Source organism: Niabella hirudinis (assembly GCF_051201075.1).
GTDB lineage: Bacteria > Bacteroidota > Bacteroidia > Chitinophagales > Chitinophagaceae > Niabella > Niabella hirudinis.
Genome location: NZ_JBPEHJ010000016.1, coordinates 35,780 through 52,203, shown reverse-complemented (window position 1 = coordinate 52,203; position 16,424 = coordinate 35,780). Strand labels below are relative to the sequence as shown.

Annotated in this window: 9 protein-coding genes; 3 read left to right on the top strand and 6 right to left on the bottom strand. The window is 45.8% G+C overall.

All coding sequences use genetic code 11. From position 1 onward, the window contains the following. The first annotated feature begins 281 nt into the window (after positions 1 to 281). The 3 genes from GGU45_RS20135 (at position 282) to GGU45_RS20125 (ending at position 4,558) form a co-directional block, all read left to right on the top strand. Positions 282 to 2,717 (top strand): TonB-dependent receptor domain-containing protein, encoded by a 2,436-nt coding sequence (locus GGU45_RS20135; protein ID WP_435227842.1) that lies wholly within the window; start codon positions 282 to 284, stop codon positions 2,715 to 2,717. A 94-nt stretch (positions 2,718 to 2,811) separates the two neighbouring features. Continuing rightward, positions 2,812 to 4,032 (top strand): S-adenosylmethionine:tRNA ribosyltransferase-isomerase, encoded by a 1,221-nt coding sequence (locus GGU45_RS20130; RefSeq protein WP_435227841.1) that lies wholly within the window; start codon positions 2,812 to 2,814, stop codon positions 4,030 to 4,032. A gap of 88 nt (positions 4,033 to 4,120) precedes the next feature. Beyond that, positions 4,121 to 4,558 carry a hypothetical protein gene (locus GGU45_RS20125; protein ID WP_435227840.1) on the top strand — a complete coding sequence of 146 codons (438 nt, stop codon included), beginning with the start codon at positions 4,121 to 4,123 and terminating at the stop codon, positions 4,556 to 4,558. Between the two features lie 489 nt (positions 4,559 to 5,047). On the opposite strand, the gene GGU45_RS20120 is transcribed toward GGU45_RS20125, so the two are convergent. The 6 genes from GGU45_RS20120 to GGU45_RS20095 form a co-directional block, all read right to left on the bottom strand. Further along, positions 5,048 to 7,651, bottom strand: a complete 2,604-nt coding sequence (locus GGU45_RS20120) for a carboxypeptidase-like regulatory domain-containing protein (protein WP_435227839.1) — start codon at positions 7,649 to 7,651, stop codon at positions 5,048 to 5,050. Between the two features lie 60 nt (positions 7,652 to 7,711). Further along, positions 7,712 to 8,596, bottom strand: a complete 885-nt coding sequence (locus tag GGU45_RS20115; RefSeq protein ID WP_435227838.1) for a GLPGLI family protein — start codon at positions 8,594 to 8,596, stop codon at positions 7,712 to 7,714. A gap of 396 nt (positions 8,597 to 8,992) precedes the next feature. Beyond that, positions 8,993 to 9,415, bottom strand: a complete 423-nt coding sequence (locus tag GGU45_RS20110; protein WP_435227836.1) for a DUF4293 domain-containing protein — start codon at positions 9,413 to 9,415, stop codon at positions 8,993 to 8,995. 69 nt (positions 9,416 to 9,484) lie between these two features. Next, a complete protein-coding gene (gene glyA, locus GGU45_RS20105) occupies positions 9,485 to 10,765 on the bottom strand; it encodes a serine hydroxymethyltransferase (protein ID WP_435227834.1) in 1,281 nt (426 codons plus the stop codon). 412 nt (positions 10,766 to 11,177) lie between these two features. Then, positions 11,178 to 14,237 (bottom strand): choice-of-anchor D domain-containing protein, encoded by a 3,060-nt coding sequence (locus GGU45_RS20100; protein ID WP_435227833.1) that lies wholly within the window; start codon positions 14,235 to 14,237, stop codon positions 11,178 to 11,180. Positions 14,238 to 14,327: 90 nt separating this feature from the next. After that, positions 14,328 to 16,421, bottom strand: coding sequence for an RCC1 domain-containing protein (locus GGU45_RS20095; RefSeq protein WP_435227831.1), 2,094 nt, complete (start codon positions 16,419 to 16,421; stop codon positions 14,328 to 14,330). Positions 16,422 to 16,424: the final 3 nt, after the last annotated feature.

Genomic DNA, 16,424 nt, shown 5'->3' with positions numbered 1-16,424 from the left:
TTTAAAGTTCGGAAATCTCCTGGTAAATAAAAAACGAGCTCGAACTAAAACACCAACACGTCAATACCCCGCACAAAAAAATTATTTAACTTCTTAATAAAATTTTTATTTATATATGAAAATCTTCGTAACTTTACTTCAGTGTTTTTCATAGGTTAGCAACGGCCAGCTCTTTTTAGGGCAGGCCTTTTTTATATCCAATTGATTTTTAATACCATACCTGGAGCTTTTGTTATATTTGCGTCCCATTCATCTTCTGTTTTCAAAGCATCTTCTCAAAAATGATAAAATTCTTAAGTCTGCTGTTTTCATTCGCTTTTTGGCTGCAGTTACCGGCACAGCAATTAACGGTTACGGGCACTATAGCCGATAGCGCAACCCAGGCGCCCCTGGAAGCCGCATCCGTTACCGCCCAAACGGGTCAGTCCGTTTTATCGGGCAAGAATGGGGTGTTCTCTATCAGCATCCCTGCGACTGACCGTAAGCCGCTTTTTATTTCCTATACCGGGTACCGGTCCCGGAGCTTGGAGCTGCCATCCGCTTCGTCAATGATCGATTTAGGTACCATTTACCTGCAAAGCAATGCCGTCTCCCTGGAGGCCATCGTAGTGCAGGGCAAAAAGCCTCCCGTGTCTTTCAAGGTCGATCGCCAGGTTTATAATGCCGGGCAGTTTGCCAATGCTTCCTCCGGCACAGGAGTGGATGTAATCCGCAACCTGCCCGCCATATCGGTAAACGCACTGGGTGAGATCAGTTTCCGGGGCTCTTCCAGCTTTTTGGTGCTGATCAACGGCAAGCCCACACAGGGGGATCCGGCTACGGTACTAAGCCAGCTACCCGCCGCCGCCATTGAAAACATTGAGGTGATCACCAGCCCTTCCGCGGCTTATGATGCCGATGGAAAAGCGGGCATCCTCAACATCATTACCAAAACAGGTATTGAAGACGGCTGGATGGTGCAATCCAATGTTATGTACGGATTGCCGCCGGTAAATGACTTTGACAATGCGCACCACCCGCAACGGTTTGGGGCCGACATCAGCGCGGGCTACCGCAAAAACAAATGGGATATCAGCGGCGGACTGAACTACCTGCGCAATGATATCTCCGGGTACCGGGAGGGCAATGTGTATACCATCAGGGATGGCGTCAAAACGGTATTGCCTTCAACCGGCGAGCGAAGCTATAAACGTTACAACTATGGCGGGCGCCTGGCTGCCAGCTACCAGGCCAATCCCCGTAATTTCATCAGCGCCGGCTTTTATATCGGCAAAAAATTTCAGTTGCGGGAAGCGGATCTTATCTATCATAATTACCGGCAGCGGGTTCAGACGGGTGAAGTATTTGCCCCTTTTACCTACTACAATGCCAACACACAGGAAAAAGAGGGTCTGTTTAGCCTGGCCAACCTGGACTATACCCATCAATTCAGCAAAGCATCGTCCATTGCCCTGGGCGCCCTTTATGAACATGCGGGTCTCTCCGGCAATACCTATAACCGGAACCTGTATTATCCCAATACATCGGACACCATCCAGTTTACCCACAATCCCAACCGCAACCCGCTGAATGCCTTTCGAATAAAAGCTGACTACACGCAAAAGCTGGGTACGCAGCTCACCTTGCAGGGCGGCTACCAGTTCCGTTATGACCTGCAGGACGGAAACTTTACCTATTACACGAAAATCCTGGGCACGCCGGATTATGCCACCGATCCGGAATTCACGAGCCAGGTAAAAACCATTAACCGCATCCATGCCGGGTATGTACAGTTAAACGGGCAGGCCCGCAAGCTGAATTACAACCTGGGTGCCCGGCTGGAATATTCTGAGCGCGACCTGAGCTTTTCAAAGGGCGAAGACGAGCAGCAGCTCACGCTCAATAATTTCTTTCCTTCCGCGCAGTTCCGGTATGCGCTTACGGACCTTTCAACACTTAGGGCTGGCTATAACCGCCGCATCAAACGTACCAATAACTACGAGTTAAACCCTTTTCCGGAACGGGAGCATTCCGAAACACTGGAACAGGGCGACCCGCATTTATTGCCGGAGCTAACCGGCACTTATGAACTGGGTTGGGAGCGCAAACTTGGGGGCGGTTCGTTTTTCCTGACCCTGTACCACCAGCGCATCCAAAACCCCATACAGCGGGTAAACAAAGTATACAATGACTCGATCCTCAACCGTGTATTTACCAATGCCGGCATGGCCTTTCAAACTGGCGTAGAAACCAATTTAAACATGAATCTGACTCCCTGGTGGCAGTGTGTGTTGGGCGGCAACGTGTATAAATATAAAATTGACGGCGAAATTTTTAACGGCACACTGCCGGTTTCCAACAGCAGCTGGGTATACACCATCAACAGCAGCCAGAACTTTACACTTCCCTCCAACTGGCTGTTGCAGTTAAGTGTCAACTACCTCTCAGAGCGGGTAACCGCGCAGGGCGAGGACAGCCGTTTTTTAACGCCCCATTTTACTGTTAAAAAGACTACTAAAGATAAACGCTGGTATTTCCAGCTGCAATGGCTCAATATTGATGCCGGGATGAAGGAATCGAACCGCCAGCGCATCACCACTTACGGCGCCAATTTTTACACAACCACCAACTATATTTACGAACCGGACCAGTTTCAACTATCGATGGGCTTCAACCTCTCCCGCCGCAACCGGAAGATCCAGCTTCCACAGAGCGAAATGGGCGAGAAGGAATTTTAGGCGGCCCGGGACCTGTTAGGTCTTAAGATCTAACAGGTATGACCCGATAAAAATAAACTAACTTGCACTTTATTTTTTAAACCCCGTTTTCATTTTGCATCCGAAGGACCTGAATATCGCTGATTTTACCTACGAGCTACCTGAAGAAAAGATCGCTTTTTTCCCGTTAACACAAAGGGACGCATCTCAACTGCTTGTTTATAAAGCAGGGACCATCCAAACCGATACCTATCGGCAGATCGATCAATATATTCCCGAACAGACACTGGCTGTTTTCAACAATACAAAAGTGGTGGAAGCAAGGCTGCTGTTTACAAAGCCCACGGGTGGACAAATTGAAATCTTTTGCCTGGAGCCCTGCGAAGATTATGCGGATATTACCACCGCCATGGCGCAACAGGGAATGGTGCGGTGGCTTTGCCTGGTGGGCGGCGCTTCCAAATGGAAAAGCGGGCAGGTACTAACGCTTCCCATTTCGGCACAAGCCGTACTCGAAGCCCGTTTGATAGAAAAGCGCAGCGACAGCTTCCTGATCGAACTCAACTGGAATCCGGCATCGATGAGTTTTGCAGAAGTGCTGCATCTGACCGGACAGATCCCCCTGCCCCCCTATATAAAGAGGGTTGCCGATAAAACCGATGAGGAACGATACCAAACGGTATATGCCGCGCATGACGGGTCTGTTGCCGCGCCAACCGCCGGTTTGCACTTCACAGAAGGCGTTCTGGAAAAACTACATACAAAAAACATTCAAACTGATTTTGTAACCCTGCATGTAGGCGCCGGCACTTTTAAACCGGTAAAAGCCGAAACCATGAAGGATCATGAGATGCATGCCGAGTTTATAGCGGTATCGCCTGCACTGATCGGGGAAATCATGGCGCAGCGGGGGCATCCGCTGGTAGCGGTAGGCACTACTTCTTTGCGTACCCTGGAATCCCTGTACTGGCTGGGGGCAAAGCTGCTGCGCGATCCTGATTGTTTTGCCCATGAACTGCCGCATATTGATCAATGGGATCCTTATGAAGAAAGCCTGCAACAATATACCGCTACCGAAGCATTACAGGCGCTGACCACCTACCTGCAGGGGAAACCGCCCGGCACCCTGGTTGCCAAAACACAAATCATTATTGCTCCGGGTTATTCCTTTAAAGTGGTGGATGCCCTGATCACAAATTTTCATCAGCCTTCCTCTACCCTGCTGCTGCTGGTAGCCGCTTTTATCGGCGATGACTGGCGGAAGGTTTATGAATATGCATTGCAGCATGATTTCCGGTTCTTAAGCTACGGCGATGGAAGTTTGTTGTGGCGATGATAGCCAGGAACAATATAAAACCTGCCCGCACCGGATCCCGCAGCTATCGAACGCGTCTATGAAAGTTTAGGGGTAACAAAATATTGCTTTGATTGATATACAGGTGAAACCGCTATTTTTTCATTACCAAAAACAATATATCATGAAAAAGATTTTATTCTCCTTTCTCCTGTCAGCTGGTTCAGTAGTAGTATTTGCTCAAAACTCAGCCATTGTTTCTGCAAATTCCAGCATACCGGCTCAGAACAACAGCATGCCGTCAAGATTATCCATGACGCCGACTACCGCCAGGCAAACACAGGGTCAAACTTTTGGAGAAAAAGTAAACCAGGCCGCCCAGGCGGAAACGAGGACCTATACCGGCGGGCGTAAAAATGAGCCACAAGCAGCTGTTGTCAGTTCAGGTATTGGCGGAATGAGCAAAGCTGGTGGAGCAGTATCCTCATCCTATGCTGCCGGAAGGGTAGCGGGAAAAGATACTGATGTGAAGGGGGAGAAAAAGCAAGATGCTGCCAGGGAAAATTAAGGTTCCCGCTTGCTGCTGATAACACCTGCGAGGGCGAAAAAACCATTAAGAATAGTTTAGTAGCCGCAGTGCTTATTGAGTCTTAACTTAATGGTTTTTGAGCCGGTGTTCAATCGCTACCGGAACAAAGTCAGGAACATGACGGCACAGGTCTTTAATAACAGGTGGCATCCTCACTACTGATATGCATGTTGTTCATGTAAGGCTTCTATTTTTGACATAGACAAAGAATAAGAATGCTTCACTTAAAGCAAATTTGCTCCAATGTGTGGCATTTTTATAACTTATTCTCAATAAAACATAAGCCTATACTGAATTATACTTTTCAGGATGACCCGCGTTAGTGATGTTCTTTTTATAACTCAAAAGGATATGAATACTTTCCTTGCCGACCTCTGGATTGTGCAGATTGTATATTAGCAAGTCCAATTGCCATAGAAAATACTGTTTCCCCGGTTGTGCTGAAAGAAAAATCATCGCATAACTATTTTATCTGAAATTAAATCGGACACTCGCTAACACCTGCCTGGGCCTGAGATACAATTCGCTATAGGCCAAAGTATAAGCGGTGTTGTATTGAGCTATAAAATATTTGGTATTAAACAGATTGTTACAGCTTATAGCAAAATCAGTTTTCGATTTCGGCAAAGTAAAAGTATATTTCAAATTCATCAAAAGCTGTTCGGTCCTATTGTACAGGCTGGATAAATAATAGTTAGTATTTGCAGTTATTGAATGATTGTTTAAGAAAAAAACATGTAACCCCAACGCATGATTTTGAATGATACTTGTACTAACTTTTTTGTTTGAATAATGCGCATTTGAGGCAGTTAACCGGTATATATATTCTGCGCTGAACCAATCGAAAGCCGAATTAGTGATTTCTGTTGTAAACCCGTAATTGCCTGAATATAGCTTAACAAACTGATTATTGATCAACCGATCAGATTTTCCATTGCTGTATTTTCCCGAAAACTTAGCCACAGTCTTAATGGCTCTGAAATATTGAGATAAACTCGCGCTTGTACCTATTGAGCTCCTGTTATTATCTATCTGCATCATTTCACTATATAATAGCCCCAGGGTATCATAGGCTGTACGGTATAAATAATTGTTTTGGCTTTGGGACCATGAAACAGACAAGTTAGCAAACCTTGACTTCAGAGCATTTTCATATTTTAAATATAAACTGGCTGATTGGGTAGCACCCTGAGATACCCTCCTCGCCGCGGACCTCTCAAGGTTATTGTAAGTACTTAATATATACCCGGTGTATAACTGGGTTTGGCTGCCGAAATCATTATTATGCCTTATCCCACCGCTTAGTTCCCATTTTGGAGAAATCGTATAGACGATGTTTAAAGACGGATTGGTAATCAGGCAACTCATTCTCGTTGTGTCGCTTGCGATTTGATTATAATTAGCAGCAAACATTTGCCAGGCCGCGTGGGATGCGAGCGTTATTTGCCACTTGTTTTTTATAAAACTAAATGTTGGCAAAAAATAGACTTGCGGTTTCAGAAATGTTACATTGTTGCCAAAAACGCCCGGAGAAACTATATTCTTTTCTGTTTGCAGATTGCTTTCTAATTGCTGGCGTTGAAAAGCGACTCCTGCTTTTATATTCACCACAAAAAAATTTACTTTTTTTATGAAATCTATGCTATTGTTGGTTCTGAAATTTTTATAAAACACCTCTTGCTTTATTTGATTATATGGGATACTATCGTTGAGGATTTCTATAAACTGGCCAGGGCTCACGGTAAGTTGTTGAGGCATCTCTGCATAAGCGATGCTTGAATTGATACCAACAAGTTGTTTGCCCCATTTTGTGGTTGCATTAAAGGTGTTCGATACAAAAAAAGTCTCATCTTTTTGATCTTGATTGATATTGGTTTCATTGTTTTTGTTTATTTGGCCAAATGCACCGCTCCATCTTTTCCCAATTGTCAACTGGTTTTTTAATAAAATATTTTTATCATTCTTTTCCACCGAAAAAATTCCGTTCAGATCGTTTAAATTATACAGATTCTTTACTGCTTCTATAACCAGTACATCTGCTTCCGGTGTAATGATGGTAGTTTTATTGTAGCTTTCTGTTTTTTGAAAATCGTTGATAAATGTGGCGCCAGCTTTCCATTGCACCTCCTTTTTCGTCTTAAAAAGGACATTGGAATTAAACATATTGATATTGTTATTCAGCCAACGCTCTTCACCCAACGGCGGCCGGCCGGCTGCCCTTAATGCAACATATTTTTCAACCGCCGCGTTGGCGGGGTTGGATTCAGAGGTAAGATATTTTAATTGATTAGAGATAGTATTGCCGGTGTTATTGGCCTGATAGGTGTTGACCATCTGAAAATTTTTAAAGAACGACATAGGCGTAATGGCTGCATCCCAGAGAAGTGGAGCACCGCCAATACCCAGTTTTCCAGTACCTGTAGTTCGGAATTTTTTCAATACTACATTTAATGACGCCTCGTTGGATGGGACCAATGAATCGAGTACTTTTATCGGCTGGTCATTTTCAATGATCTGTACTTTTTTTACATCTTCAACGGGTAGGTTATTGTTGATGACACCGTACCGGCCACCCATTAAACCCATCCCTTCTACATAAAACTTCCGTAGAGGTTTGCCCTGATATAATATCTGATCCCCATTCATTTCAATACCCGGAAGTTTCTTGATAACGTCCGACAATACCCTGTCTTGTTTTGATAAAAAGGAATCAGTAATATAATTGATTGTATCCTTTTTCCGGTATATGCCGTCAGTGTTTGATCTTGCAATCACTTCTGGCAGTAGCTCATTGGAAATATATAAAACAAAATTTTGTTGGGAGGATTTGTTTTTTATTAGCAATACCTGGCTGGCATAGCCAACAAAGGACACATGCAGGTTGATACTGTCCGTATCTGCCTTATCAATAACAAGCTTGTAATTGCCCTTACTATCAGATAGTGCGAAACCCATAATATTATCGCTATTGCGCAAAGTATAAGTAACTGAACTGTTATAAATCGGTTTACCCGAAGCATCTTTAACGGACCCAGAAATAATAGACTGCGCCAGCACCGCATTGTTTGCCATAACAAAACAGGATATCAATAATAAAAAAACACGTCCTTTTCTCAAAATAATACTAATCGTCTATTTTTTTGTGCTATACGGTTCGATCCAATTATTTTCCTTTTTTGCTCTATCAGCATAACCCTTCTTGATTTTTTCTATATCTCCCAACGGTGTTACTCCATATTGTTTTTCCATTTCATAACCATTGTCGTAACTATCTTTTAGCAATTGCATAAATTGTTTCTTAGTAACATTGACAGCCGACTTCTTATCAACGGTGGCGTACATTGCTTCTGTAGGATAGTTGTATTGGGTGTTGGTAATAGATACCATCGAAAATTTCCAATATTCCTTATCATCGTATACTTCTAATATTAAACCAGGCAACCCACAAAACTTATATGGACCGTCACTAACTGGAATAGAGGGGGCAAACCAGGCAATCCACTTTCTGTTGCCAAACGTGCACTCTGCTCTCTGGCAGAGAACCCCCGACACGCGCATCGTATCTTTTTTTAGTGACCAATTAAAAATATTTCTACTTTCCTCGTACCTAAACCAGGGAGATCGGGCAACTCTAATTCGGTCGCTTGTTATAATATTTTCCTTGGTTTTGGAAATTCGATATTTGATTTTGGAGTTCGGCTCAGGCAATATTTTTGAATCATTAATATATCCACCGTCTCTCCGGTTGCTATAGAAATTTGCGGTATCAGAATTAAGATTTCCATATACCCCGTAAAGAGATACATTTTTTCCTAAGAGTAATGCCTGTATGGTTTTCAGTGTATCTTTGCTCGTGCTATCGGGCAAATAATGCAAATCATATACTACAAGTTGAGAGGACTGGATTACGCTTTCTCCGCTTTGGGCAGATAAATAATTTATGTAGCTAAAAAGAAGCACGATGCAAAACAATGATTTGGCCTGACAGAAGGAACAAAAGATTTTTTTAGCACTCATAAAATCTGTGATTAAAGAATTACTGATAAGCTTATTAATAAAGGTACTATATCATATAGTATAAGATTGTCTTAAAATCATTTTTTGGATTATAACCACAAAAATATAAAACTATTATACTTCAAAAAGTGCGGGTACATTTCATATTGTCGCTGTCGAGGTTGCCTCAAAAGTCGCCATTGTTATGCTGAATTTATTTCAGCATCTGACATGAGGTTTGATTGTAAATAGATTCTGAAACAAGAATAGATCCCGGGTCAAGCCCGGGATGACATCTTCAGGGAGACATTAGATTTATGGGAGTGCCGCAATTTGGATTGCGTCCAAAAGTGCCGCTTTATACTTAGTAACCGATAGACAGTGATCGAATTACTGAACGGGGACAACGTATATTTCCTACCGCAGCCGGTCCAGATCCTTGATCAGCTTCTGATCCCTGCGGATACCTTTTAATGCAAAGAAAAAACCAATAATAACGCCCAGCGTGAGCAGGGCGGTAAGGGATATGCGCCCTCCCGGCTCAAAGTTGCCCATGTATTTTACATAGAGCGCAATCAGCCCTATGCCGGCCAACAAACCTGTCAGGCTTAAGCGCCATTGCAGCTTCCGGTTTTTATAAAGAAAAATAGCAGCAACACCCAATACCAGGATCAGCCCTGTAAGCAGGAGCAGCCAGACATTATCTGTTGCCGTGATCTCGGCGCCGGTAACCCCCTCGGTGCCATTGATGACGGTTCCGTTGTAAAACGGAAACTCAAATGTAAGACCGGCGCAAATCACAGACAATAACAACCACAATGTTTGCTTTCTTTGGATCATATAAAATGTTTAAAGTTTGAAAGTCCAAAGTTCAAGGTTAGTAACATTAAACCTTGAACCTTAAACGTTTTAACCTAATTCCGGATACAGGGGGAACTGCTGCATAAATGTTTTCACCTCTTCTTTTACAGATGCGATCAGGTTTTCGTCATCAGCGTTCATCAGCACTTTATCGATCAGTTCTGCCACCTGTGTTACGTCTGCCTCCTTCATTCCGCGTGTGGTTACAGCAGGTACGCCTACCCGGATACCCGAAGTTACAAACGGCGATTTGTCATCAAACGGCACAGCGTTCTTATTTAACGTAATATGCGCTTTATCCAGTGTTTCCTGTGCTTTTTTACCAGTCAGGTTCTTATTACGCAGGTCGATTAGCATCAGGTGATTGTCGGTACCATCGCTGATCAGCTTATAGCCCTTATCCACAAAGGCTTTGGCCATGGCCTGGGCATTGGCAATGATCTGTTTTCCGTACGCCTTCCAGTCGTCTGATAAGATTTCACCAAAAGCAACGGCTTTTGCGGCAATAACATGCTCCAGGGGGCCGCCCTGCATACCCGGAAAAACAGCCAGATCCAGCAGCTGGCTCATGGTACGCGTATTCCCCTTGGGATCTTTGTGCCCCCAGGGATTTTCAAAATCGTTGCGCAGCATGATGATACCGCCGCGGGGTCCGCGCAGGGTTTTGTGCGTGGTGCTGGTTACGATGTGGCAGTGTTCAAAGGGATCGTTCAGGAGTCCGGCAGCAATCAGTCCGGCCGGGTGTGCAATATCCGCCATGACCAGGGCGCCTACTTTATCGGCTACCGCACGGATGCGGGCGTAATCCCAGTCGCGGCTGTAGGCAGAAGCGCCGCAAATGATCATCTTCGGTTTTTCGGCCAGGGCTTTCGTCTCCAGGTCTTCATAATCCACCAGCCCGGTTTCTTTCACCACACCATAAGAAATTACCTGGTAATGCTTTCCGCTGAAGTTTACCGGGCTTCCGTGGGTCAGGTGCCCGCCCATGCTCAGGTTCAGCCCCATGATTTTATCGCCGGGATTCAGCGCCGCAAAGAATACGGCTGCATTGGCCTGTGCCCCACTGTGGGGCTGCACGTTGGCCCAGCCCAGGTCAAAGATTTTTTTTAACCGGCTGATAGCCAGGGATTCGATCTCATCTACCACCTCGCAGCCGCCGTAATAGCGCTTGCCGGGATAGCCCTCGGCATATTTATTGGTCAAAACGGTTCCCATGGCCCTGATAACCGGCAGGGAAGTAAAATTTTCCGAAGCGATCAGTTCAATGCCATAACGCTGACGGTCTAATTCCTTATTAATAAGGTCAAATACTGTATTATCCTGTTGCATGGCGCAAAGTTAAGGGGGATGGGGATATGGTGAAAGGTTGGATGGTTGAAAAGTTGAAAAGTTTCACCAGGTTAGTTTTACGCATGACCGGGGTAGAGAAATTGACAGCCCCGGGTAAAAGGGGTTTACAGGTTCAAAGGACAGTATGCGCCGAATAACTGGCATAAACAGCTCCTTTATGGGTAATAATGTGGGTGTTTTTTTATTTTGGGCGACAATTTGGGTATGAAAACAGATTCATGCCCCTGCCGATTTTCGCAGATTAATTTTCACAGAAAATCAGCAAAAAACCCGGCATTTTATCTGCGGGAAGCAAAAAACAGGGGAAATCGTTTAGCTTACTAAACAATTTCCCAAATCACTTTATTTTCCTCCGGAACTCAAAAAGGCGTTGAATTGCTCAATTTCTCAATCAACGCAGCGGACCGTATAAAAGTTTTTTGTCAATCTTATCAACCTGAATAGTCTTTGCCGGAATGGGCGATGCCCGAAGCGATACTTTTTTTATCGCCGACAGCGTCTGCCCTTTCCAGCTGTTTTTTACACCCGTTGTTACAAGGCTGCCTACCCCTCCCGTTGCTTTTTTAAAATTGCTGATGGACCATCCCGGGTAGCTGTTATCATCTGCCGCACCCGACAGCCATGATACGCCTTTTGCAATATCGGCATAGTGATGTACTGTTTCTGATTCTGCCGTCAACACCACGGTTAATACTTTAAAGCTTTTTTGCGAAGACGCTACATCGGGCACGCGCTGGCCTTTTGCTGCAATGAGGTCATCAATTGTATAAGATGTAATCCCCGTTGACCAGAAATACCCCGCTCCAAATGTATTATCATAACTGCATCCGGTATAAATGTTCAACCTGAAATTACTGTTGCGTAATTCTTGTGCCGATTTCATACCCATTGCGTATAATTCGACATCGGAGTAAACAGGATAATTTCCTCCATTAGCGTTTACCCCAAACCCACTGGTGAACGAACCATCAGGATTTGTTGCGGGAAAAAAACTCGCCTGGTATTTTGTTTTGCCGGCAACGCCACCGCTATTCTGCTCCACCGTGCGTACATATTTGAATCCGCCCAGCTGGCCACCGGCATTGCTTACACCCCAGTGCCCATCGTAGCGGGAACCATCGGGCGCGTAAGTAGGGCAAAGATAGGCAGCCCAATTATGACAGAGCTCGTGCAGGGCCGGTCCCCGATGTATGGCATCGTAGAGCGGGAAGAACATGACGGATTTTAGTTTTCCGGCCGAGCCCCAGAATGAGCTATTAGAAAAAATGCCCTTTCCGATTCCCTGCACATTATTGGCTGTCGAAATATTTATGCCGTAAAAGCCTAATTGGTTCACGATACCAGCGCTCTCGGGTTTATCGAGTACATAGAATACGAAATCAAAATCATCATTAACCTTCTCATAAACCTGCTTCGATATAAGTTGAAGTTCCGAACTGAACGTTGATGGATTGATAAGCCCCTGGTATTGCGATGCCGGCATCACATATTCAACCAGGCGGCTGCCGGGATCATCAGCGCTGCTTAAAAGAGCAATTTTATTGCTGCCGGCAACCCCTGTGCCGGACAATGTGATGGTGGCGCTGCCTCCATTCGTAGATATGGTATAATAGCCAGAGTAAGCCTGTGCCGCCCTGGGCGTAAATGTTGCCGTAACCTTCTGTGATCCTCCTGCAGGCGTTGTTGCCTGATAGTTCGCTATAGGGAACAGGTTATTATCCGATGTATTAATGCTGGTAATGGTCAACGGCGCATTACCCGTATTCGATAGGGTAAACTCCAGGGTAGTTTGCAGCCCTACCGTTACCGCTCCAAAATTCAGTGACAGTGGCGATACATTTAATACCGGGGCGGCAGCAGCGATCCCCGTTCCTGCCAGCGAAACACTGGCATTACCCCCGTTGCTGCTGATTGACAAAGAACCCGAATAAGACTGAACGGCTGCCGGTGAAAATTTAACAGTTATATCCTGGGAACTGTTGGCCGCAACCGTAGTGCCAAAATTAAGAGCAAATACAGCGTTAGGCGTGGTAATGCTATTAATGGTTAATGGCGCATTGCCCGTGTTCGCTATGGTAAACGTTTTTGTGGCGAAACTGCCCACCGCTACATTTCCGAAGCTTAATGAAGAAGGCGATACACTCAATACCGGAGCAGGGGCCGCGATTCCGGTTCCTGCCAGCGAAACACCGGCATTACCTCCGTTGGAGTTGATGGACAGGGACCCTGAATAAGCCTGGATGGCCGCCGGTGAAAATTTAACAGTTATTTCCTGGGAACTGTTGGCCGCAACCGTAGTGCCAAAATTAAGAGCAAATACAGCGTTAGGCGTGGTAATGCTATTAATGGTTAATGGCGCATTACCCGTGTTCGATATGGTAAATGTTTTTGTGGCGAAACTGCCCACCGCTACATTTCCGAAGCTTAATGAAGAAGGCGATACACTTAGTACCGGAGCGGGGGCCGCGATTCCGGCTCCCGAAAGCGAAACACTGGCATTACCTCCGTTGGAGTTGATGGACAGGGACCCTGAATAAGCCTGAATGGCCGCCGGTGAAAATTTAACAGTTATTTCCTGGGAACTGTTGGCCGCAACCGTAGTGCCAAAAGCCAGTGCAAACACGGCATTGGGCGTGGTGATACTATTAATGGTTAACGGTGCATTGCCCGTGTTCGCTATGGTAAATGTTTTTGTGGTGAAACTGCCTACGGAAATATCTCCAAAACTTAATGAGGTGGGCGATACACTTAGTACCGGCGCAGGAACCGGGATCCCCGCCCCTGAAAACGGAATACTGGCATCACCTCCGTTCGTGCTGATTGATAGAGCGCCTGAATAAGCGCGAACGTCCAACGGCGAAAATTTCACCGGTATTTCCTGAATACCCTTGGCTGCGATGGTAGGGATAAACAAAACGGTAAACGCCATGTCGGGAGCCGTGATGCTATTAATGGTCAGGGGCAAATTGCCGGTATTGGATACGGTCAGCATTCTTGTTGCAAAACTCCCCACCCATACATCTCCAAAACTCAATGAAGCCGGGGAGATACTTAGCACCGCTTGTCCTTTTCCCTCACCCGATACCTGAATTTTGTCGGCGGCCGCACTGGCATCTGATTGTATGGTAATTTCTCCTTTATACGATATTGCCTGCCCGGGAGCAAATTGAACATTCACCTGTTTTGAGCTTCCGGCCTCGATGGTTCCTGCCGACCAATCTACGGAGAATCCTTGCGGGGCCGTAATACTTTTTATACGAACGGGCTTGGTTCCGATGCTCTTAATGGTAACGACTTTGGATGTATGAGTATTCACATCAACGGGACCAAAATCCAGCTCACCGCTGATGGCAATTTCTCTTGTTTGCCTTTCTTCGTTTTTGCTTTTGGTGCAGTATAAAGCAGGCAAGATCAGCAGCACCGCAAAAAATACAACTTCAAATTTTCTCATAGCTGGTTGTTTTATTACGTACTTAGTGGAACATATTATCTTCTCCGGAAGAATATTTTACAGCCCTTACTGGTCAATACCAACCGGAGTTTAATGCTCTTTTACGACCCTTACCATTTTACTGTAGTCAAATGCCCCATCCTTATCCACTTGTTTAATGCGAATAAAGAGCCGGCTGTCCGCATCCAGCCCTTCCTGGCTGTTCTGTTTCCGGCAGGCCACCAGGCCGGTGATGCTTATTAAAACGAATGCCACTGCAAGGGATGCCGTTCTTTTTCTTTTACCAAAAGCAACCATCAACAAGCCCACTGCAAAGGCAGATAAACTGAACATAGTACCCGTATTGGCAATACCGGTAACCCAATCATAGCTGACCGGATGATCGGAGTGGCCGTCTGCAGTCCTGCTGCTTACCGTTGCAATTTTGGTAAAGGTTTGGCCATCCTCCGATGCCTCTATTTCAAAGTGACTGCTGTTGGTTTCAGAAAGCGTGGTCCAATTAATATGCAGCTGATTGTCTTTTAATACCGCGGTTGTGGCTCCAAACCTTACGGGCAGTACGCTGGTAATCGTTTTTACAAAAAAGCCACTGAAATCCGTTACATCAAAATGCAGTTCCCAGTAGTTGGCGGTGCTGTTCCATACAATATCCGCATCATTGGGATTTATCGTTTCAATCGCCCCGGCATAGGAGGCGGGCCGGCCGCTGCCATCGCTGCTGGTACCGCTTCTTTTTTCAATCATCAGGTTGGCTTTTCTTGCAGTAATGGTGGCGGGATCATCCGCATCGGGCAGCAATAGTGCGGGGTTTTGGCTGTTAAAATCTTTAAATTCCTGGTTGGTAAAATAGAGGGTCACACGTCCGCCAGCCGCGGTTGCCGGAGCTATTTCATAATGCCTTTTTACATATTGTGCGGGCTGGCTGGCCGCCACCCATACTTTGGCGGTAACGGGGCCGGCAGCTGCGCCCTGGTTTAATTGGAGGGCGGCAATGGGGCTGCATCCGCTGTTAAAAATGGCATACTGCAAGTTCGCTGTAATGGTTTGACTGCTTCCATTAGCGGCAAGTGTATTATTGTATACGGGGGCGTATGTCAGCACTGGAGTTGTTCTTTCCGCACTGGTTCCATCACCTAATTCCCCAACACCACCCGAGCCCCACCCCCAGAGAGCGCCATCGGCTTTAATCCCAATACTATGGAGGCCGCCGAGCGCAATGGCCTTCCAGTTGTCATAGCCAATTTGCTCCGGTGTGCTTTTATCGGTATGTGAACCATCCCCTAATTGTCCTGCAGTATTATATCCCCATGCCCAGAGGGTTCCATCTGCCTTAATCGCCATGCTGTGAGCGTATCCGCCTGCGATCACTTTCCAGCTGTCATTACCGAGTTGCATGGGTATATTTCTGCTTATTCCAGAACCACCTCCCAATTGACCGTTGCTATTCCTTCCCCATAGCCAAAGGCTACCGTCTGGCTTAATACCCAAACTATGATCATCGCCGGCAGCAATAGTCTTCCAGGTATCGTTGCCTATTTTCATCGGTTCATCTATGTTTGAATTAAAACCAGCTCCCAGTTGTCCATACCCATTATATCCCCATGCCCAAAGGGAGCCATCGGTCCTTACACCCAAACTGTGGGCATAGCCGGCAGCGATGGCTTTCCAGGTATCGTAGCTTATTTTCACTGGAACATTTCTATCGGAATTGGAGCCATCGCCTAATTGCGTAGAATTATTTCTCCCCCATGCCCAGAGGGTACCATCGGCTTTAATACCAAGACTGTGTTCGCCTCCGGCAGAGATAGCCCTCCAGGTATCGTTGCCAATTTGCACCGGCGCGTTCCGATCCACATTAGCACCATCACCCAATTGCCCATAATTATTTCGCCCCCACGCCCACAGCGTACCATCGGTTTTAATACCCAAGCTATGCCAGATTCCAATAGAAATGGCCCTCCATGTGTCGTTCCCGATTTTTACAGGTGTGTTTCTATTTGTATTGGAACCATCTCCCAATTGCCCGTTACTATTATGCCCCCATGCCCAGAGGGTGCCATCGGCTTTAATGCCGGATGTATGAAGGCCGCCTGCCGCAATGCTTACAAATCCATTGCACTGCGCCATGAGTTTACTGGCGGCCAACAACAACAGGAACGAGAGAAAGAGTAATTTTTTTTTCATTTT